Raw genomic sequence first — 17,680 nt, 5'->3', positions numbered from 1 at the left:
TCGACGACGCGCGCCACCGCGTCAGTTCCCGTACGCCTTGGCCGCGTCCGCCTCCAGGCGGGCCTGGGTGCCCTCCACGTCGGAGGGGTTCTTCAGGAAGTCCTGGAGCCCCTTCCACAGACCCGCGCCCGGGGTGCCGCCGAAGGCCGCCGGAGCCTGGTCGGACAGGTCGAAGCGGAAGTCGTCCCCGGCGTCGACCAGCGCCTTGGCGATGCCCCGCTGGATGTCGTCGGGGTACGCGGCCGGGTCGACCCCCTTGTTCGGGGAGATGAAACCGCCCTGGCGGGCCTGGATCTCGGCCGCGTCCGGCGAGGCGAGGAAGGTCAGCAGCGCCTGCGCCCCCTTGGACGGCTTCAGCGCCACCGCCACGTCACCTCCGGAGACCAGCGGCGCCTTGGCGCCGACCGCCGGGAAGGGGAAGACGAGCGCGTCCTTGCCGATCTTCGCCCCGGTCTGCGCGATGTTCACCGCCACGAAGTCGCCCTCGAAGACCATCGCGCCGGCCGGCCGGTCGCCGCCGGTGAAGGTCTGGGTGACCGACTTGGGGAACTCGGTCGACAGCGCGCCGCTCTGGCCGCCCGCCAGGAAGTCCTTGCGGCCGAACAGCGACTGCAGGGTCTTCAGGGACTCGCCGACGCTGGGGTCCGTCCACTTGATCTGGTGCTTGGCCAGCTTGTCGTACATGTCCGGACCGTTCTGGGACAGGTAGACGTTCTCGAACCAGTCCGTCAGCGTCCAGCCGTCCGCACCGGCCACCGAGACCGCCGGGACCCCCGACGCCGAGATGGTGTCGGCGGTGGCCAGGAAGTCCTTCCAGGTCTTGGGGACCTGGGCGCCCGCCGCCTCGAACGCCTTCGCGTTGTACCAGACCAGCGACTTGTTGGCGGTCTTGTAGTACACCCCGTACTGGGTGCCGTCCACCGCGCCGAGCTTCTTCCAGCCCGCCGCGTAGTGCTGGTCCAGCTGCGCCTGCGCCTCCGGGCCCAGCGGCTGCGCCCACTTGTTCTGCACGGCCGACACCAGCGCCCCGACCTGCGGCAGCAGGGCCACGTCCGGCGGCTGGCCGCCCGCGACCTTCGTACCGAGGAAGGTGACGATCGGGTCCTGCGCCGGGACGAACGTGACGGTGGCGCCCGTCCGCTTCTCGAACTCCTTGAGGACCTTGGTGAAGTTCTCCTGCTCGGGCCCGGTCCACACGGCCGCCACTTCCAGCTTCTCGCCCGCGAGGGAGGGTAACTGCACCCGCGGGCCCGGCTGGGAGCTCCCGCCCGTGGACGGTCCGTCCTTCGCGGCCTTGTCCCCGTCGCCGCCGCAGGCGGTGAGCGCGAGCACGCCCACGGCGGCGAGCGCCGCCCAGGTGCGAGTCGTACGGCCGGTTCCGTGCGTGCGCATGGCTGTGCCCCCGATGCCCGTGGTGTGTCCCGAGCCACAAGGTCTACGCCGACCCGTCCCGCCCCCGCAATACCGCCTCGCCGCCCGGACGCGGTGTCCTACGGGGCGGGAGGGAACAGCACGGGTATCGCGGAGACCAGGTGCGAGGCCCGGTCCAGGGCGCTGGCCAGCAGCGCGAGGTCGGTCGGGCCGTTGCCGAGCTCGCGCACCGGACGGCGGGCCGGCGGGTCGCCCATCCGGTCCCACTCGACCGGCACCACAGTGGGCCTCTGGGTCGCGGTCCGCGGGATCCGGCCGGTCACCCGGCCCGCCTGGAAGGGCGCCGTCCGGCCGTCCGGGTGCCGCAGCACCCCGCGGCCCGGGCCCGGCTGGTCCGGCGCGGCCAGCTCCACGCGCAGGGTCGCCACGCGCGCCAGCTCCGTCTCGGCGGTGCGCTCGGGGCGGGCGCTGGTGGCCACCAGGTGCACCCCGAGCCGGGCGCCCTCGCGGGCCACCGCCTCCAGGGCCCGGACCACCGAACCGGCGGCGGGCCGTCCGGTACTGCCGAGGCCGGGGGCGACCAGCGCGTCGTAGTCGTCGACCAGGACCACCAGGCGCGGCAGCGGGCCGCCGCCGGCGTGCTGTTCCGTACGGGGCGTGCCCGCCCGCAGCCGCAGGGTGCCCGTGCGTGCCGACTCCACCTCCCCGAGCAGCTCGCCGGGGCCGGGGCGGCGCGGGGCGACCACCCGGCCGGCGATCTCCCGGCCGGCGGCCTCCCGGCGGGCGTGCCACTCGGTGAAGGACAGCCCGCCCTCGGCCTCCAGCAGCTCGGCCCGCCGCTTGAGCTCGGCGCCGAGCGCCTGGGCGAACTCCCGCATGCGCACCGGATCGGAGGCGACCAGGTGGGCGGAGACGTGCGGCAGCTCGGTGCAGGGCCCCAGCCCTTCGCCGCGTTCACCGCCGGCCCCGTCCAGCAGCACCAGGCCCATCCGGTCGGGGCGCGCGGCGGCGGCCAGGGCGGCGGCGACACTGCGCAGCAGCTCGGTACGCCCGCTGCCGGCGGGCCCCTCGATCAGCAGGTGCGGGCCGTCCGTGACGAGTTCGGCGCCGACCGGTCCGCCGCGGCCGCCGCCCAGCACGATCTCGGCGAGACCGCCGACGGCCTGCCCCTGCTCGGTGGCGGCCGCCCAGCGGGCCATGAGCGAGGCCGGGGTGGCACGGGCCAGTCCCAGCTCGTCCAGCAGCCGCGAGGCGGCGGGCAGCGCGGCCGCGGCGGGCCGCGGCCGGGGCACGCAGCCGTCCGCGCGCAGCGGGGCCAGCGCGCGGGCGAACCGTTCGGCCCAGGCGGCGGAGACCGCGTCGGCGGTGGCGGTGGCCCCGTGCGGGACCGGCGTGCCGCCGTCGGTGGTGAAGGTCCGCACGGCCGTGGCCACGTCCCCGCTGAGCAGCGCGACGGTCCCGCAGTCCCGGAAGACGGGCGCGGCGGCGCAGGCCGCCTCGTACGTCTCCTGGACCGGGGAGGCGGGGCCCGCGGCGGGCGTCTCGGCCAGGCACAGCACGTGGACGCCGGCGGCCGGCCCGTGCGAGGCCAGCCGCCCGAGGGCGACCCCGGGATCGCCGTCGACGACCAGCAGCGTGTACGGCCCCGCGTAGCCGGCGGCCGCCTCGCGGACGGCGCTCGCGGGGGCCGTGGCCCAGGAGCCGCCGAGCGCCCCCTCCTCCAGCCGGCGGTGCAGCTCGGCCACGCGGGCGGCGGCCTGGTCCCGGTCGTAGGCGAGCAGCAGCCGGCAGTCCTGCCCGTGGGCGGGGCGGGTGTGCGGCAGCCAGCCCAGCCAGCCCCAGTCGCGCACCCGCTCCGGGACGGGCCGGGCCCGGTCGGCGGCTATCAGCACCACTTCGAGCCCGGCGGGCGCGTGCAGGGCGGCGAGCTGGGAGACCACCGAGCGGGCGAGGCCGCCCAGCCGGGCCCGTGGCCCGGCCAGGCCCAGGGCCCCGGTCTCGCGCAGCGCCACCCGGCTGCCGGCCCCGAGGCCGACGACGAGCCGCTCCGGGTGTCCGGGGCCCCGGCTCCACAGCCGCTCGGTCGGCCCGAGCGCGGCCAGCAGCAGCGCGGCGGCGTCGTCCTCACCGGGTACGGCGAGGACGACGGCGCTCGGTGCGGCGGGCACGGCCTCGGGCGCCTGCTCGTCGCGCCCCACCCAGCGCCGGGCCCAGGCCCCCAGGCCTCGGCGGCGCCCGGCCTGCGGGTCGCGGGGGGTGTCTGGTTCGCGAGGGGCCTGCGGGCTCTGGGGGGCGTGCGAATTCTGTGCGGCGCGAGGGATGGGTGAGGCGTACGGGGCCTGCGAGGCCGTGGGGTGGGGTGACGCGTACGGGGCCTGCGAGGCGGCAGGGGGCGGGGGCGCGTGAGGGTCGCGGGCGTCGCCGTACGGAGCCCCGGAGGCCTGCGCCCCCTGCGGGGTGCGGGAATCCTGCCCGGAGGGGGAAGCCGGCCCGGCGGGGGACGCGGACGGGACCCAGGAGGCCCGGGCGGCGTGCGGGTCGGGGGAGCCCGGCCCGGTGGGCGCGCCCGGCCCGGCGGCGGGCGCGGACGCGGCCCGGGAGGCCTGCGGGCCGCGGGCGCCTTGCCCGGTGGGGGTGCCCGGCCCGGTGGGCGCGCCGTGCGGGGGGCCCGGGTGTGTCGGGTCCGGGTCCCCGGGGGCCGTGGGCTCCGTGTCCGCGCCGTCGGCCGCCGGCCGTGCCGGGAGCATGAGGTGGCCCTCCAGGTCCGGGGTCGGCGCGAGCGCCGGGTCCGGGTCCGGCGCCGCCAGCCGCAGCGTCGATTCACCGACCCGCAGCAGCGCCCCCGGCGTCAGCGGGACCGGGGCCGGGCCGACCTCGGCGCCGTCGAGCGTGGTGCCGTTCGTCGAATCGAGATCGGCGACCGCGACCCGGCCGCTCTCCGCCACGGTCACCACGCAGTGCAGCCGCGACACGTCCGGATCGTCCAGCGGCACATCGGCGTCCGCGGACCGGCCGACGCGGATCGCCCCGGGGTGCAGCAGGTGCACACCGCCGGCGTCCGGCCCGGCCACCACGTGCAACGCGGCCACGCCGCCCGCCGAGTCCTCGGACACCGGTGTCTGCAGCGCCAGCACCGCGCCGTCCACCAGCGGCGGTTCGCCCAGGATCCGGCGCTGCGGATCGAGCCGCTCGGCACCGGCGTAGAGCACGACCGTGCCCCCGGTGTCCGGGCCGCCGACGGTCGAGGCCAGCCCGGAGGCCACCGCCGCCAGGGGGGTGCCGACGGGCGCGGTGACGAGCACGTCACAGCGCGCGGGCGCGATCTGGTGGCCGCTGCGCGGCCCGAGGACGGTCAGCCGGATCTGCATCGCCGTCAGCGGTCCCTTCTGCGCGGTGCGCGGTGCGCGGTCTGCGCCCGGCAGGGGAACGGCGGGCATGACCGCCCGATCGCCCCCCGGTCGTCGTCGTGCGCAAGCGGGGCTCCCTCCCCGTGACTTGCGTACGGGTGCATCCTCGCACCTGTCACCGACAACACGCCCGGCACCCGCCAACAAATGATCTTGATCGATCGTCGCCGTGTCCACACCGCGCGCAATTCCGGACGTAAAACGCCCGAGGCATACCCCCCGAACGTCACTCTTCGTACACATGTACGGCAACCAACCCACCGGAGGCCGCGTCTTCCCCAGGGACACCCCCTAGAGTGGGGCCGAAAAACCAAACGAATGCAGGGGAGCGCGAGACGTGCGGCCAGTCGGCAGCAAGTACCTGCTCGAGGAGCCGCTCGGCCGCGGCGCCACGGGCACCGTCTGGCGTGCCCGCCAGCGGGAGACCGCGGGTGCGGAGGCGGCAGTCGCCGGGCAGCCCGGCGAGACCGTGGCCATCAAGGTCCTCAAGGAGGAGCTGGCCTCCGACGCGGACGTCGTCATGCGCTTCCTGCGCGAGCGCTCGGTCCTGCTGCGCCTGACGCACCCCAACATCGTCCGCACCCGCGACCTCGTGGTCGAGGGCGATCTGCTGGCCCTGGTCATGGACCTCATCGACGGCCCGGACCTGCACAAGTACATCCGCGAGAACGGTCCCTTCACGCCGGTCGCGGCGAGCCTGCTGACCGCCCAGATCGCGGACGCGCTCGCCGCCAGTCACGCCGACGGCGTCGTCCACCGCGACCTCAAGCCCGCCAACGTCCTGCTGGACGAGAGCGCGGGCCAGATGCGCCCGATGCTCACCGACTTCGGCATCGCCCGCCTGGCCGACTCCCCGGGGCTGACCCGCACGCACGAGTTCGTCGGTACCCCGGCCTACGTCGCCCCGGAGTCCGCCGAGGGCCGCCCGCAGACCTCCGCCGTGGACATCTACGGCGCCGGCATCCTGCTGTACGAGCTGGTCACCGGCCGTCCGCCGTTCGCCGGCGGCACCGCGCTGGAGGTGCTGCACCGCCACCTCAGCGAGGAGCCGCAGCGCCCCTCGACCCTGCCCGAGCCGCTGTGGACGGTCATCGAGCGCTGCCTGCGCAAGGAGCCGAACGAGCGCCCCAGCGCCCTGAGCCTGGCCCGCGCCCTGCGCGTGGTCGCCGCGGGCATCGGCGTGCACTCCGCCCCGAACGAGGTCGAGGCCGCCCTCGGCGTCGGCGCGCTGCTCGCCCCCGACCCCTCCCCGGCGCCGGTCCCCGAGACGCCGGGCGCCACGGGCGCCGCCGACGCCACTCAGGTGCTGCCCAGCGGCTCCGCGTCCCCGATGGGCGCGTACGACCCGAACGCGATGACCAGCGTGCTGCCGCCGGTCGGCGCCGACGACGCGACCTCGGTCCTGCCCAGCACGGGCGCCCCGGGCGCCCCGGCCGCCGACCCGACCGCGGTCATGCCGCCCGTGCAGCGCCCGGACAGCCCGCACCCGTGGCAGTCGCAGATGCAGGCGGCCCGGGACCGCAACGAGCAGACGCAGATCCAGTACCTGGACCCCAGCGAGGACCCGCTGCGGCGCCGTCCGCAGCGCCAGGCGCCCCCGCCGCCGGCCCACCAGCCGCAGCAGCCGCGCCGCCAGCCTCCGCAGCAGCAGCCTCAGCAGGCTCAGCAGCACCGGCCGCCGCAGCCGTACCGGCAGGCGCCCCCGCCGCCGCAGCAGTACCAGCAGTACCAGCAGCAGCCCCAGCCCTATCAGCAGCAGCCGCCGCAGCAGCAGCAGTACGCGCCGCCGCCCCCGCAGCAGTACCAGCAGCGCCCGCCCCAGCAGGCGCAGCCCCCGCAGGCCCCGCCGCCCCAGCAGCAGGCCCCGCGGGAACCGCGGCCGCCGCGCGAGCCCCGGCAGCGCAGCGCCAATCCGATGCGGATCCCCGGCCTGGGCTGCCTCAAGGGCTGCCTGTTCGTGATCGTGCTGTTCATCATCGGCGGCTGGCTGATCTGGGAGCTCACCCCGCTCCAGGAGTGGATCGGCACCGGCCGCGGCTGGTGGGACCAGCTGTGGGCGATGGGCTCCGGCATCGTCGACTGGGTCAGCGGCCTGGGCGACACCGCCGGAACGGGCACGGGCACGGGCACGGGCACCGGAACCGGCCGCTGACCGTCCGCCAGAACCCTGCTGTAGTGCCGAGTTCGTGGATTTGTCGACTTCTGGGACGTGATTTCGCCCGCAGAAGTGAAGGTCGCCGCGATCCGGGGCATCCAAGGCCCACCCGGCCGCGTACGTTGGGCTCGTACGCCAGCCGCTGAGGGAGCAGTCGTGGCACGGAAAATCGGCAGCCGGTACACCGCGCACCAGATCCTGGGGCGCGGCAGCGCCGGTACGGTGTGGCTCGGCGAGGGGCCCGAGGGCCCCGTCGCCGTCAAGCTGCTCCGCGAGGACCTCGCGTCCGACCAGGAGCTGGTCGGACGCTTCGTCCAGGAGCGCAGCGCCCTGCTGGGCCTGGAGCATCCGCACATCGTCTCCGTCCGCGACCTGGTCGTCGACGGCAACGACCTCGCGCTGGTCATGGACCTCGTGCGCGGCACCGACCTGCGCACCCGCCTGGACCGGGAGCGCCGGCTCGCGCCGGAGGCCGCCGTCGCGATCGTCGCCGACGTCGCCGACGCGCTGGCCGCCGCCCACGCGGCCGGCGTCGTGCACCGCGACGTCAAGCCCGAGAACGTCCTGCTGGACATGCAGGGCCCGCTGGGCCCCGGCGGCGCCCATCCCGCGCTGCTGACCGACTTCGGCGTGGCCAAGCTGATCGACTCCCCGCGCCGGGCCGGGCCGCGGCCCGCGTCCGCCCCGGTCACCCGGATCATCGGCACCCCGGACTATCTGGCCCCGGAGATCGTCGAGGGGCTGCCGCCGCGCGCGGCCGTCGACATCTACGCCCTGGCCACCGTCCTGTACGAACTGCTGGCCGGCTTCACCCCCTTCGGGGGCGGTCACCCGGGCGCCGTGCTGCGCCGCCACGTCACCGAGACCGTGGTGCCGCTGCCCGGCATCCCGGAGGAGCTGTGGCAGCTCCTCGTGCAGTGCCTCGCCAAGGCCCCGGCCTCCCGGCTGCGCGCCTCGGAGCTCTCCGTGCGCCTGCGCGACCTGCTGCCGCTGCTCGCGGGCATCCCGCCGCTGGACGTCGACGAGCCCGACGACCTCGACGCGGCCGACCCCGACCCCCAGCCCGAGGCGCGGCCCCCGGCCGGCCCGGTACGGCGGCGCGGGGCCGTCCCGCTGGTCCCCGGCGGTCCGGGGAGTTCCCCTGAGTCCAACCGGGACACCCACACCTCGATGCGCGTGCCGGCCCCGGACGAGCTCGCGGGCGGCGCCCTGGGCACCGCCCGCGTCCCGCGCCCGGCCGGCGCCCCGCGGCCCGGCTCCGCCCGGCACCGGGCCGACGCCGCCCGGCGGCGCCGGCTGGTGCTCTCCACGGCCGCGGTCGCCCTGGTCGCGGCGATCGGCATCGGCGGCTGGCTCGCGTCCTCCTCCGACGACCAGGCCCCGCCGCGCGACAGCAAGCACTCGACCCCGGCCCGCCCGTAGGGCTCGGCAGCCCGTCGGTCGAGCCCGTCGGGCCCTACGGCTGGGGCACCAGCAGTTCCGGGTGCCAGCGGCGGGCCACCGCCGGGTGCGCGCGGACCCAGCCCTTGAGCTCGTTGCGGCCGTACTCGGCGTGCAGCGGGTTCGAGGCGTCGTGGGCGATCCCGGGGGCGTCACGGATGTAGGCGCCGGGCACCGTGTCGATCACCGCGTCCAGGCGCGGGTTGTAGAAGAACGGCACGGAGAAACGTTCCACCGCACCAGGCGGACTGACCACCCGGTGATCCGTCGCCGTCAGGTACCCCTCCGTCGCGATCTCCAGCAGCTCGCCCAGGTTCACGACGAACGCGCCGGCCAGCGGCGGCACGTCCAGATAGCCGCCGTCCCGTACGACCTGCAGCCCGCCCACGCCGTCCTGGAGCAGCAGGGTCAGGAACCCGTAGTCCTTGTGCGCCCCCACGCCCTGACCGGGCACCCCCGTCCCCGACGGCGCCGTGCCCGGGTAGCGGATCAGCTTGGTGTGCAGGTGCGGGCGCTCGGCGAAGGCCGCGTCGAAGAAGTCCTGCGGCGCCCCGATCGTGGCCAGCAGCTCCCGCAGCAGCCGGTGCGCGACCCCCGCCAGCCGCTCCTGCCAGCCCAGGACCACCTCCCGCAGCTCCGGCAGCGCGGCCGGCCACTGGTTGGGACCCTCCAGCCACAGGTACGCCGGATCGCCCGGCCCGAGCCGGGGCGCCGGCCGCTCCGCGCCCACGTCCAGCTGGTCGCGCCAGTCGGAGGCGCCGCCCGTCAGTTCGTGGCCGATCCGGGTGTAGCCGCGGAAGTGCGGTGAGTTCAGATTGCTGACCGTCAGCCGGTCGGCCTCCGGAAGCGCGAAGAAGGCCCTGGTCACGTCCAGGACGCGGACCATCTCGGCGTCCGTGACGCCATGGCCGGTCAGGTGCAGGAAGCCCCAGTCCCGGGCTGCCGCGAGCAGCTCGCGGCGGAAGGCCTCCCGCTCGGCGGGATCGGCGTCGTCGGCCCGGGAGAGGTCGAGGACGGGCAGCGAATGGTGCGTGTGCGCGGACGGCATGACAGCTCCGTTTCGGATGTCACGGGGTCCTGTTCCCCAGGGGTGGCGGGGCAGCGGAGGGGGGAGGGCCGACCGGCGGAAGGGTGGCGCCGGGGCCGCGCGGGCCGCGTACAGGACCGGGGTCGAATCAGTGATCAGGCTCTGGTTCGGTCCGGCGGCAGACAGCTCGTGGTGGTGACGCGCCCGTAGTCCACATGGCGTCGCATCACGAGAAGGGTCATACCGCGAGGGTACGCCCCGCCGACCCGGTCGGAGGACCGGCTACGCTGGACCCGTGGCAGTCGTCGATGTTTCCGAAGAGCTGAAGTCCCTCTCCTCGACCATGGGGTCGATCGAGGCCGTCCTGGACCTCGACAAGCTGAGGGCAGAAATCGCCGTGCTCGAGGAGCAGGCCGCCGCGCCGTCCCTGTGGGACGACCCGGAGGCCGCCCAGAAGATCACGAGCAAGCTTTCGCACCTCCAGGCCGAGGTCCGCAAGACCGAGGCCCTGCGCGGCCGCATCGACGACCTCGCGGTGCTGTTCGAGCTCGCCCAGGAGATGGACGACGCGGACACCCTCGCCGAGGCGGAGACCGAGCTGGTCGCCGTCCGCAAGGCGCTGGACGAGATGGAGGTCCGCACCCTGCTCTCCGGCGAGTACGCCGAGCGCGAGGCGCTGGTCAACATCCGCGCCGAGGCCGGCGGCGTCGACGCCTCCGACTTCGCCGAGCGCCTGCAGCGCATGTACCTGCGCTGGGCCGAGCGGCACGGCTACTCCACGGAGATCTACGAGACCTCGTACGCGGAAGAGGCCGGCATCAAGTCGACCACCTTCGTCGTCAAGGCCCCGTACGCCTACGGCACCCTCTCCGTCGAACAGGGCACCCACCGCCTGGTGCGCATCTCGCCCTTCGACAACCAGGGCCGCCGCCAGACCTCCTTCGCGGGCGTCGAGGTGCTCCCGGTCGTCGAGACCAGCGACCACGTCGAGATCGACGAGTCCGAGCTGCGCGTGGACGTCTACCGCGCCTCCGGCCCCGGCGGCCAGGGCGTCAACACCACCGACTCGGCCGTGCGCATCACGCACCTGCCGACCGGCATCGTGGTCTCCTGCCAGAACGAGCGCTCGCAGATCCAGAACAAGGCCAGCGCCATGAACGTCCTCCAGGCCAAGCTGCTGGAGCGGCGCCGCCAGGAGGAGCAGGCCAAGATGGACGCCCTCAAGGACGGCGGCAGCTCCTGGGGCAACCAGATGCGCTCGTACGTCCTGCACCCGTACCAGATGGTCAAGGACCTGCGCACCGAGTTCGAGGTCGGCAACCCGCAGGCCGTCCTGGACGGCGAGATCGACGGGTTCCTGGAGGCCGGTATCCGCTGGCGCAAGCAGCAGGAGTCGGCCGCTTAAGCCCATGCGTACGGAGAAGGGCCCGGACACCTGAATGGTGTCCGGGCCCTTCTCCGTACACGATCTACGATCCAGGACCTACGATCGGGACGCGGCGGAGGCTACGCCGTCTGGTGCGCCACGAGGGCCAGTGCCGCGACCAGCACGACCATGAGCGCGATGAGCGCCATCGGATTCAGGCCGGCGAAGGGGCCTTCCTGCTGGAGGCGCTCCCGGTTGGCCCGGCACACCGGGCAGCGGCCCTGGCTGACGGGCGCGGCGCAGTTCGCGCACACGAGCCGGTCATATGTCATGCGCTCTCCTCCTCTCGTCCCCTGGTACAACGGCGGGGGGAACCAGACCGTTCCCCCTACCACTGTGCCAGCTCCGGCGACATTCGGCGCGGCCCGTCCGGGCAATCGCGGTCCGGGCCCGCTCCCGCCGGTGACATCCCCCGGGATATATCGGGCAACACCGGACGCCGGGTCCCCACCCCGCGCCCGTTCGCGTATGGTCACGCACACCTACTCCCGGCGACCGTGGTGCACCCGTGATCCGATTCGACAGTGTCTCCAAGTCCTACCCGAAGCAGAACCGCCCCGCACTCAGGGACGTGTCCCTGGAGATCGCCAAGGGCGAGTTCGTCTTCCTGGTCGGTTCCTCCGGCTCCGGAAAGTCCACCTTCCTGCGGCTGATCCTGCGCGAGGAGCGCGCCAGCCACGGTCAGGTCCACGTACTCGGCAAGGACCTCGCCAGACTCAGCAACTGGAAGGTCCCCCAGATGCGGCGCCAGCTGGGGACGGTCTTCCAGGACTTCCGGCTGCTGCCCAACAAGACGGTCGCCGAGAACGTCGCCTTCGCCCAGGAGGTCATCGGCAAGCCCCGCGGTGAGATCCGCAAGGCCGTCCCGCAGGTGCTGGAACTGGTGGGCCTGGGCGGCAAGGAGAACCGGATGCCCGGCGAGCTCTCCGGCGGTGAGCAGCAGCGCGTCGCCATCGCCCGGGCCTTCGTCAACCGCCCGGCCCTGCTGATCGCGGACGAGCCCACCGGCAACCTCGACCCGCAGACCTCCGTCGGCATCATGAAGCTGCTCGACCGGATCAACCGGACCGGCACCACCGTGATCATGGCGACGCACGACCAGCAGATCGTGGACCAGATGCGCAAGCGCGTCATCGAACTCGAGCAGGGCCGTCTCGTCCGCGACCAGTCGCGCGGCGTCTACGGCTACCAGCACTGAAAGGCCGAAAGACGCCATGCGCGCCCAGTTCGTCATGTCCGAGATCGGCGTAGGTCTGCGCCGCAACCTCACCATGACCTTCGCGGTCATCATCTCGGTCGCCCTGTCGCTGGCCCTGTTCGGCGGCTCGCTGCTCATGCGCGAGCAGGTCAGCCGGATGAAGGGCTACTGGTACGACAAGGCCAACATCTCGATCTACCTCTGCAACAAGAACGACGCCGAGGACGGCGGTGCCGCCAAGGACGCGGCCGCGGACGGCGGCGCGGGCACCGGTATCTGCGCCAAGGGTGCCGTCACCGCCGAGCAGAAGCAGGTGATCGAGACCGACCTCAAGAAGATGGACCTGGTCAGGACCGTCTACTACGAGTCGGCGGACGAGGCCTACAAGCACTACAAGGAGCGGTACGGGAACACGGCGCTGGCCTCGGTCATCACCCCCGACCAGATGCAGGAGTCCTTCCGCGTCAAGCTCACCAACCCCGAGAAGTACAAGGTCGTCACCACCGCCTTCGCCGGGCGCGACGGCGTCCACAGCGTCGACGACCAGCGCAAGGAGATCGACGACCTCTTCAGGATCCTGAACTACCTGAACTACGCCGCCCTGGGCATCATGCTGATCATGCTCGTCGTGGCGCTGCTGCTGATCGTCAACACGGTGCGCGTCTCGGCGTTCAGCCGTCGGCGGGAGACCGGGATCATGCGGCTGGTCGGCGCCTCCAGCTTCTACATCCAGGTGCCGTTCATCATGGAGGCCGCCGTCGCCGGCCTGATCGGCGCGGTCTTCGCCTGCGCGATGCTGGCCTCGGGACAGTACTTCGTGATCGACCACGGCATCGGCCTGCGCGAGAAGATCGAACTGATCAACTTCATGGGCTGGGGCTCGGTCCTCTCCAAGCTCCCCTTCGTCCTCCTGATCGGCGTCCTGATGCCCTCCATGGCCGCGTTCGTCGCGTTGCGCAAGTACCTGAAGGTGTGACGAGCGCCCCGCGAACGGAACGGCCAACCTCCCTTCCCGCCGCGGGGCTTGTCCTAGACTCGGCGCCATGCCGGGTACCCCCGCGTTCCGCTTCCGGCCCCGCGACCTGCATCGCGGGGCCGCTTTGACGTTGGCGTTACTGGGTGCGCTCGGTGCGGCCGTCAGCACCGGCTACTGGGACGACGGCGACGAACACCGGGTCGAGACCGTGTTCGCGGGCACCGGTACGCCGGCACCGGGCGGCGCCGGTCCGGACGCCGACGGCGCCGCGCCCCGCCCCGGTACCGCCGACCGGGAGGCCGTGGCCCGGGCCGCCGCCGAGGCGGTCGCCGAGGGCAAGTCCGGCAAGAAGGCCGCCCAGGAGGTGGTCAGCCGCAGCGGCGACCGCTGGGGCGTGGTCTACGACGCGGGCGAGTACCAGGCGTTCGCGCAGGAGATGGACGGCCGCTGGACGGGCGTGGGCCTGTGGGTCGAGCGGCGCGCGGACGGCCGTATCGACGTCGAACGGGTCCAGCCCGGCGGGCCCGCCGCCCGTGCCGGGATCCGGGCCGGGGACCGGCTGCGGGGCGTGGACGGCCGCGAGGTCGCCGGGATGGACCTGGCCCGGGTCGTGGCCCTGCTGCGCGGCGAGGCGGGTACCCCGGTCGTGCTGACCCTGGAGCGGGACGGCGCCGTCCGGACCCACACCGTCCGCCGCGAGCAGCTGCGCACCGAGCCGGTGACCGTGCGGCAGCTGCCCGGCGGGGTCACGGTCATCAAGGTCGCCTCCTTCACCCGGGGGTCGGGCGAGCGGGTCCGGCAGGCCGTGCGCGCCGCCCCGCCCGGCGGCGGACTCATGCTCGACCTGCGCGGCAACCCCGGCGGCCTGGTCGCGGAGGCCGTCACCGCCGCGTCCGCCTTCCTCGACGGCGGCCTGGTCGCGACGTACGACGTACGCGGTACCGAGCGCGCCCTGTACGCGGAGCCCGGCGGCGACACCGGCCGGCCGCTGGTGACCCTGGTCGACGGGGGCACGATGAGCGCCGCCGAGCTGGTCACCGGGGCGCTGCAGGACCGGGGCCGGGCGGTGGCCGTGGGGTCCCGCACCTTCGGCAAGGGCTCGGTGCAGATGCCGACCGAACTCCCGGACGGCTCGGTGGCCGAGCTGACGGTGGGCACGTACCGCACTCCGGCGGGCCGTAGCCTCGAAGGGCGGGGCATCACCCCCGACCTGGCGGCCGGCGAGCGCGTGGAGGAGCGGGCCCGCACGGTATTGGGTGGCCTCGGGGTGGGGCCGTAGTGCGAAAATGACTGCACTATGGCTAAGGAAAAAGGGCGCAAGCTGATCGCCCAGAACAAGAAGGCGCGGCACGACTACCACATCCTCGACACCTATGAGTGCGGTCTCGTGCTCATGGGCACCGAGGTGAAGTCCCTGCGCCAGGGCCGGGCCTCGCTGGTGGACGGCTTCGTGTCGGTGGAGGGCCGGGAGGTCTGGCTCTACAACGTGCACGTGCCGGAGTACAGCCAGGGCACCTGGACGAACCACAGCGCGCGGCGCAAGCGCAAGCTCCTCATGCACCGGGAGGAGATCGACAAGCTGGAGCGCAAGGCGAACGAGTCGGGCCACACGGTCGTGCCCCTGTCGCTGTACTTCAAGGACGGCCGCGCGAAGGTCGAGATCGCGCTGGCCAAGGGCAAGAAGGAGTACGACAAGCGGCAGACCCTGCGGGAGAAGCAGGACACCCGCGAGACCAACCGTGCGATCTCGGCGATCCGCAGGAAGCAGCGCGGTACGGTGTAGCGGTACGGTTTAATCGCCTGGCACGCGGTGGTCCACTTCGCGTACCATGGCGTCAGCACCGCCCCCCGGGGCGGAGCAGCTTGTTAAAAAAACATGGGGATGATCGGTTTCGACAGCGGCTGTCGATGCAGGGGAAGCGAGCCGAGGAAGCGGCAATGATCTCGCTAACCACATGTCGCAAAAAATAATCGCCAACTCCAAGAGCGATAACTCCCGCTTCACCCTCGCTGCCTAATAACAGTGAGCTGAAGCCTCTGTGAGGAGCGTCAGCCCGGAAGTGGTCCCGGTCCGGATCCTGGCGTCAACAAGGGATCTAAACCTCTAGCCCCGGTCACGGGGGTTGGAGGGAAATCAAACAGTGACTGAGCCCGTCGGAGACTTGTCCGTGTGATCTCCGGGGCCGAGAAAAGCGCAGCGGACTGCGCTCGGAGAAGCCCTGTTTCTGCACCGTTGGACGCGGGTTCGATTCCCGCCATCTCCACTCATCCCATGTGGGCGAAGGCCCCGCGGCCGACATCTGTCGGCTGCGGGGCCTTCGTCATGTGCGAGCACGGGGGAGAACCGCCCTTCTCAGGGTGTGACAGATGCGTTGGCGCGTCAGGCGCCCGGGTGCGGATGCTGATCGCCGTCGGCGGTGATGACCTCGATTGCGCAATGCGGCTTCTGAACGCCTCGTCGGATGCGCACGTCCGCCGTCAGCAGGGGGGCGCCCAGTGCCTCGGCGAGGGCGACGTACGTGGCGTCGTAGACGGAGAGGTTGGCGTACAGCTTTCGGATCCGGGGGAGCAGGGGACCCGTTTCGTGCCGCTGTACGCGCAGCCCCTGGTAGGTCTTGACGTGCTCGTCGAGGCTCATGGGGTGGATCTTGCTGCCGCGTGCCATGCCCAGGAGGGCGGACGCGACCTCGGTGTCCAGGAGGTAGGGAGCGGCGAGGGTGTCCTCCTCGCTGATGCGTCGGCGGGCGGCGGCGCCGCGGGAGCCCCTGTCCGTCAGGAAGAGGACCAGGGCGGAGCAGTCCACGACGATCAACGGCCGACCCTGCCTGAGTCGATGACGTCGAGGACGTCCTGGAGGTCGATGTCCTCCGTGGCGAAGTGTTCGGCGCGGTCGGCCATCTCGGCGAGCGTGGGCTGGGTGGCGTCCCGGGTGACAAGGGCGAGCAGGTAGCTCTGGAGGGACTGTCCGGCCTCGGCGGCGCGGACCTTTATGCGGCGGGCGATGTCATCGGGGACTTCCCGGATCGTGAAGGCGGTCATGACTGCATTTTATCGTCAATGCAGTCACTTCGCAGTCGCCTGACAGGGGCTTGTGTGCTCCCGGCGGGAGCGCCGGCCGTGCTGTCTGATGCCGGTCCAAGCCGTGTGGTGTCGGCTCAGGCCGCCCAAGTGGGCGAAGGCCCCGCGGCCGGCATCTGCCGGCTGCGGGGCCTTCGTCATGCCCGGGGGGGCCGGGGCGGAGGTCAGCAGAGCGGGACCTTGTTCAGGTTCAGGGCGTAGCGGGCGGCGATCCAGCCGCGGCCGTCGGCGAGCTTGTACCAGACCGCGTTGCCGCCGACCTTCTGGCCGTTGGTCTTGCACTGGACGGCGACCACGGCGCCGTTCTTGAGCTTGCCGTTACGGCTGTAGCCGGCACCGGGGCCGGAACGGATGCCGAGTCCCTGGGCGGGGGAGACGATGCGGGCCTTGGGGTGCTTGCTGTTTCCGTTGCCCTTGCCGTCGCCCTTGCCGTTGCCGTTGCCCTTGCCGTCGCCCTTGCCGTGCCCGCCGCCGTGGCCCGGGCCGCCGTGGCCGCCGCCGGTGCCCGGCTTGCCGGTGTCGCCCTTGTCTCCCTTCTCGCCCTTTTCACCCCTGTCTCCCTTGGGGCCCTGGGGGCCGGCGGGGCCGGTGTCACCCTTGGGGCCCTTCGGTCCCTTGTGGCCCGGGTCGCCCTTCGGGCCCTTAGGCCCCTTGGGCCCCTGGTGGCCGGGGTCGCCCTTGGGCCCCTTGGGGCCCTCGTGGCCGGTCGGGCCGGGGTCGCCCTTCGGGCCCTTAGGCCCCTTGGGGCCCTCGTGGCCGGTCGGGCCGGGGTCGCCCTTCGGGCCCTTGGGTCCCTTGGGTCCCTTGGGCCCCTGGTGGCCGGGGTCGCCCTTGGGTCCCTTGGGGCCCTCGTGGCCCGGGTCGCCCTTCGGTCCGGCGGGGCCGTGGTCGCCCTTCGGGCCCTTGGGGCCCTTCGGGCCGCGCGGGCCGGCCTGGCCCTGTTCGCCGGGGTCGCCCTTCTCGCCTCTTTCTCCCTGGTCTCCCCTGTCGCCCTTGTCGCCCTTCGGACCCGGGCGGCCGTGGAGGCCCGGGATGCCGGGCCGGCCCGGCTTGCCGTCGTCGCCCCGGTCGCCCTTGAGGCCCTGCGGGCCCTCGGGACCGGTCACCGGGGTGGCGACCGCGAACAGGGCCGGCGCGCCGGCGCCCGTCTCCCACTCGCCGCCGTCCAGCGTGGTGCCCTGCGGCGCGTCGGTGTCCACCCGCAGCGTCACCGCCAGCCGCGTCTGCGCGTCCGCCGGGAAGGTGAAGCCGGCGCGCCGTCCAGCGTCGCAGGTCAGCCGCCGGGCGTCGGCCGACCGCGCGCATGCGACGGACGCGCGCTGCCCGTTCCAGTAGAAGCGGGTCTCCGGGAACGTCGTCCGTTCCGGCGCGGTGATCCGGAAGGTCGAACTGACCGCCGGTTCGCCGCCGCCCGTGGCCACGAGCACGACGCGGCCGGTGCGGCCGGCGGCGATGGAGGGGACGTACGGCTGTGAGAACCGGATGCCGGGCGTGTCGGCGACGGCCGGTGCCACCGGGACCAGGCAGGACGCGGTGACTGCGGCGACGACCAGGGCGGCGCGTGTGCAGTGGGAAGCAGACAAGGGTGTTCCTCCGCGAAGG

At 73.4% G+C, this 17,680-nt stretch carries 14 protein-coding genes and 1 other RNA gene; 8 read left to right on the top strand and 7 right to left on the bottom strand.

Annotated elements, in window-relative coordinates:
* Positions 1 to 21: 21 nt before the first annotated feature.
* Both ACIPXB_RS18290 and ACIPXB_RS18285 read right to left on the bottom strand, forming a co-directional pair.
* Positions 22 to 1,392: an ABC transporter substrate-binding protein gene (locus ACIPXB_RS18290; protein WP_401450725.1), complete on the bottom strand. Its 1,371-nt coding sequence runs from the start codon at positions 1,390 to 1,392 to the stop codon at positions 22 to 24.
* A 98-nt stretch (positions 1,393 to 1,490) separates the two neighbouring features.
* Positions 1,491 to 4,739, bottom strand: coding sequence for an FHA domain-containing protein (locus ACIPXB_RS18285; protein ID WP_401450819.1), 3,249 nt, complete (start codon positions 4,737 to 4,739; stop codon positions 1,491 to 1,493).
* A gap of 376 nt (positions 4,740 to 5,115) precedes the next feature.
* Between ACIPXB_RS18285 and ACIPXB_RS18280 the strand changes: the two genes are divergently transcribed.
* Both ACIPXB_RS18280 and ACIPXB_RS18275 read left to right on the top strand, forming a co-directional pair.
* Positions 5,116 to 6,930: a protein kinase gene (locus ACIPXB_RS18280; RefSeq protein WP_401450723.1), complete on the top strand. Its 1,815-nt coding sequence runs from the start codon at positions 5,116 to 5,118 to the stop codon at positions 6,928 to 6,930.
* Positions 6,931 to 7,089: 159 nt separating this feature from the next.
* A complete protein-coding gene (locus ACIPXB_RS18275) occupies positions 7,090 to 8,355 on the top strand; it encodes a serine/threonine-protein kinase (RefSeq protein ID WP_401450720.1) in 1,266 nt (421 codons plus the stop codon).
* 34 nt (positions 8,356 to 8,389) lie between these two features.
* On the opposite strand, the gene ACIPXB_RS18270 is transcribed toward ACIPXB_RS18275, so the two are convergent.
* Positions 8,390 to 9,421: an isopenicillin N synthase family dioxygenase gene (locus ACIPXB_RS18270; protein ID WP_401450718.1), complete on the bottom strand. Its 1,032-nt coding sequence runs from the start codon at positions 9,419 to 9,421 to the stop codon at positions 8,390 to 8,392.
* 274 nt (positions 9,422 to 9,695) lie between these two features.
* On the opposite strand from ACIPXB_RS18270, the gene prfB reads away from it, so the two are divergent.
* Positions 9,696 to 10,805, top strand: a complete 1,110-nt coding sequence (prfB, locus tag ACIPXB_RS18265) for a peptide chain release factor 2 (protein ID WP_401450716.1) — start codon at positions 9,696 to 9,698, stop codon at positions 10,803 to 10,805.
* A gap of 101 nt (positions 10,806 to 10,906) precedes the next feature.
* On the opposite strand, the gene ACIPXB_RS18260 is transcribed toward prfB, so the two are convergent.
* Complete coding sequence (locus tag ACIPXB_RS18260; RefSeq protein WP_401450714.1) at positions 10,907 to 11,098, bottom strand: hypothetical protein; 192 nt, start codon at positions 11,096 to 11,098, stop codon at positions 10,907 to 10,909.
* 236 nt (positions 11,099 to 11,334) lie between these two features.
* On the opposite strand from ACIPXB_RS18260, the gene ftsE reads away from it, so the two are divergent.
* The 5 genes from ftsE (at position 11,335) to ssrA (ending at position 15,267) form a co-directional block, all read left to right on the top strand.
* On the top strand, positions 11,335 to 12,024 hold the full coding sequence (ftsE, locus tag ACIPXB_RS18255) for a cell division ATP-binding protein FtsE (protein WP_401450711.1): 690 nt from the start codon (positions 11,335 to 11,337) through the stop codon (positions 12,022 to 12,024).
* A gap of 16 nt (positions 12,025 to 12,040) precedes the next feature.
* A complete protein-coding gene (gene ftsX / locus ACIPXB_RS18250; protein WP_401450708.1) occupies positions 12,041 to 13,000 on the top strand; it encodes a permease-like cell division protein FtsX in 960 nt (319 codons plus the stop codon).
* A 67-nt stretch (positions 13,001 to 13,067) separates the two neighbouring features.
* On the top strand, positions 13,068 to 14,279 hold the full coding sequence (locus ACIPXB_RS18245) for a S41 family peptidase (RefSeq protein WP_401450706.1): 1,212 nt from the start codon (positions 13,068 to 13,070) through the stop codon (positions 14,277 to 14,279).
* 18 nt (positions 14,280 to 14,297) lie between these two features.
* Positions 14,298 to 14,783, top strand: a complete 486-nt coding sequence (gene smpB / locus ACIPXB_RS18240; protein ID WP_401450703.1) for an SsrA-binding protein SmpB — start codon at positions 14,298 to 14,300, stop codon at positions 14,781 to 14,783.
* A gap of 95 nt (positions 14,784 to 14,878) precedes the next feature.
* Positions 14,879 to 15,267, top strand: a transfer-messenger RNA (tmRNA) gene (gene ssrA, locus ACIPXB_RS18235).
* Between the two features lie 113 nt (positions 15,268 to 15,380).
* Here ssrA and ACIPXB_RS18230 read toward each other — a convergent pair.
* From ACIPXB_RS18230 to ACIPXB_RS18220, 3 genes are all read right to left on the bottom strand, one after another.
* Positions 15,381 to 15,803, bottom strand: a complete 423-nt coding sequence (locus ACIPXB_RS18230; protein WP_401450816.1) for a type II toxin-antitoxin system VapC family toxin — start codon at positions 15,801 to 15,803, stop codon at positions 15,381 to 15,383.
* A gap of 5 nt (positions 15,804 to 15,808) precedes the next feature.
* Positions 15,809 to 16,039 carry a FitA-like ribbon-helix-helix domain-containing protein gene (locus tag ACIPXB_RS18225; RefSeq protein ID WP_401450701.1) on the bottom strand — a complete coding sequence of 77 codons (231 nt, stop codon included), beginning with the start codon at positions 16,037 to 16,039 and terminating at the stop codon, positions 15,809 to 15,811.
* 203 nt (positions 16,040 to 16,242) lie between these two features.
* Entirely contained in the window at positions 16,243 to 17,661 is a 1,419-nt protein-coding gene (locus ACIPXB_RS18220; RefSeq protein WP_401450699.1) for an SH3 domain-containing protein, read from the bottom strand.
* Between the last annotated feature and the right edge of the window lie 19 nt (positions 17,662 to 17,680).

The organism is Streptomyces sp. NPDC090022, from assembly GCF_044748145.1.
In the GTDB taxonomy this organism is placed as follows: Bacteria; Actinomycetota; Actinomycetes; order Streptomycetales; family Streptomycetaceae; genus Streptomyces.
Note: the sequence above shows the minus strand (reverse complement) of the source record. Positions and strands in the feature narration are given on the sequence as shown.

Excerpts from the sequence above, each read along its gene's own strand:
- ACIPXB_RS18245 (WP_401450706.1), top strand. The coding sequence starts at position 13,068 with ATGCCGGGTACCCCCGCGTTCCGCTTCCGGCCCCGCGACCTGCATCGC.
- ACIPXB_RS18270 (WP_401450718.1), bottom strand. The coding sequence starts at position 9,421 with ATGCCGTCCGCGCACACGCACCATTCGCTGCCCGTCCTCGACCTCTCC.
- ftsX (WP_401450708.1), top strand. The coding sequence starts at position 12,041 with ATGCGCGCCCAGTTCGTCATGTCCGAGATCGGCGTAGGTCTGCGCCGC.
- ACIPXB_RS18285 (WP_401450819.1), bottom strand. The coding sequence starts at position 4,739 with ATGCAGATCCGGCTGACCGTCCTCGGGCCGCGCAGCGGCCACCAGATC.
- ACIPXB_RS18225 (WP_401450701.1), bottom strand. The coding sequence starts at position 16,039 with ATGACCGCCTTCACGATCCGGGAAGTCCCCGATGACATCGCCCGCCGC.
- ACIPXB_RS18260 (WP_401450714.1), bottom strand. The coding sequence starts at position 11,098 with ATGACATATGACCGGCTCGTGTGCGCGAACTGCGCCGCGCCCGTCAGC.
- smpB (WP_401450703.1), top strand. The coding sequence starts at position 14,298 with ATGGCTAAGGAAAAAGGGCGCAAGCTGATCGCCCAGAACAAGAAGGCG.
- ACIPXB_RS18290 (WP_401450725.1), bottom strand. The coding sequence starts at position 1,392 with ATGCGCACGCACGGAACCGGCCGTACGACTCGCACCTGGGCGGCGCTC.